Source organism: Sporosarcina sp. NCCP-2331 (assembly GCF_023707945.1).
In the GTDB taxonomy this organism is placed as follows: domain Bacteria; phylum Bacillota; class Bacilli; order Bacillales_A; family Planococcaceae; genus Sporosarcina; species Sporosarcina cascadiensis.
Genome location: NZ_BRCD01000080.1, coordinates 1 through 1,295 on the forward strand (window position 1 = coordinate 1; position 1,295 = coordinate 1,295).

Consider the following 1,295-nt stretch of genomic DNA (forward strand, 5'->3'; position numbering starts at 1 on the left):
CATACACTATCGCGATTGTGGATCAATTCATACAAAGCTTAACAAGAAAATTTGCCGAGAAAAAAACGCACAGTACTGTGCGTTTTTTATATTCCCTCACTGCGCCGGATTCACTTCTAGTTCAAGTTCAATTTTAATGTCTTTACCGACCAGGACACCGCCTGTTTCAAGTGCTGTGTTCCATGTTAAACCGAATTCTTCACGATTTAATTTCGCAGAACCTTCGAATCCATAAGTCTCTACACCCCACGGATTCGTTGCTTTGCCATTGTACTCTACGTCGAATGTGACAGGTTTCGTTACGTCTTTAATGGTCAGATCACCTGTTACTTTATAGTCATCGCCGTCTTTTTTAATATTCTTTGATTGGAATGTAATGGTCGGATAACGTTCTGCATCAAAAAAGTCCTCTCCGCGTAAATGGTTATCGCGGTCTTCCGATTTTGTATTAATGGATGCCGTTTGAATTACGAATGAAATATTTGCATTGGTCAAGTCTGCCAAGTCCGCTGCTTCCACAGTTGCTGTGTACTCTTCAAACGTACCTTTTACTTTTGAAACCATCATATGCTTTACTGAAAATCCAATGCTTGAGTGTGAATTGTCTACTGTCCAACTTGTCATAATTAATCTCCCCTGTTCATTTGATATTACCTCTAATTCGAGATATACTAATTAGAAGTATAATCGAACTGTCGGCATTCGTCAATAAGAAAGCTTGATGCTTTCTTCTTCAGTTGACAAGAATTGAAGGCGGCCGTATAATTTTCTCGAATTTGAGATATTGAAAAGGTGTGAGTGATATGAATAAAAAACCGACCGATGAAGAATTATCCCTGAAGTTATTTGTGGTACTGAACCGTGCCTTGAATGCTGTAAAGAAGTGCGTGGAGGAAGATATTAAAGGCTTGGGGCTGAACCCTACGGAATTTGCTGTTCTGGAGTTGATTTACCATAAAGGAGATCAGCCGATACAAAAAATTGGCGAAAAGATTTTAATCGCCAGCAGCAGTATCACATATGTCGTCGATAAATTGGAAAAGAAAAATTACCTCGAAAGAAAGCCCTGCCCGAAAGACCGCCGCGTGACGCATGCCGCGATCACTGAAGCAGGAAGGCAGTTCATGGACGAAGTATTCCCTAAACACACTCAGGATATTAAGGAAATATTTTCTGGTTTAGATACCGGTGAAAAAGAATTGATGATTGAACAGCTGAAAAAGCTGGGGCTGCACGTGCAAGGCTTGTGACAGCAGTTCGGTGAGTTGATTTGCAGTAGTCAAGTCCATAGCAGT

At 40.6% G+C, this 1,295-nt stretch carries 2 protein-coding genes; one reads left to right on the forward strand and one right to left on the reverse strand.

Going from position 1 to position 1,295, the window contains the following annotated elements; genetic code table 11:
• Positions 1-96: 96 nt before the first annotated feature.
• On the reverse strand, positions 97-624 hold the full coding sequence (locus NCCP2331_RS18255; protein ID WP_153723336.1) for a YceI family protein: 528 nt from the start codon (positions 622-624) through the stop codon (positions 97-99).
• A gap of 179 nt (positions 625-803) precedes the next feature.
• On the opposite strand from NCCP2331_RS18255, the gene NCCP2331_RS18260 reads away from it, so the two are divergent.
• The gene (locus tag NCCP2331_RS18260) at positions 804-1,250 is read left to right on the forward strand and encodes a MarR family winged helix-turn-helix transcriptional regulator (RefSeq protein ID WP_251672124.1); all 447 of its coding nucleotides are present in this window, start codon (positions 804-806) and stop codon (positions 1,248-1,250) included.
• Positions 1,251-1,295 lie beyond the last annotated feature (45 nt).

What these genes read in the sequence shown, in the direction of transcription:
- NCCP2331_RS18255 (WP_153723336.1), bottom strand. Translation starts at nt 624, where the DNA reads ATGACAAGTTGGACAGTAGACAATTCACACTCAAGCATTGGATTTTCA.
- NCCP2331_RS18260 (WP_251672124.1), top strand. Translation starts at nt 804, where the DNA reads ATGAATAAAAAACCGACCGATGAAGAATTATCCCTGAAGTTATTTGTG.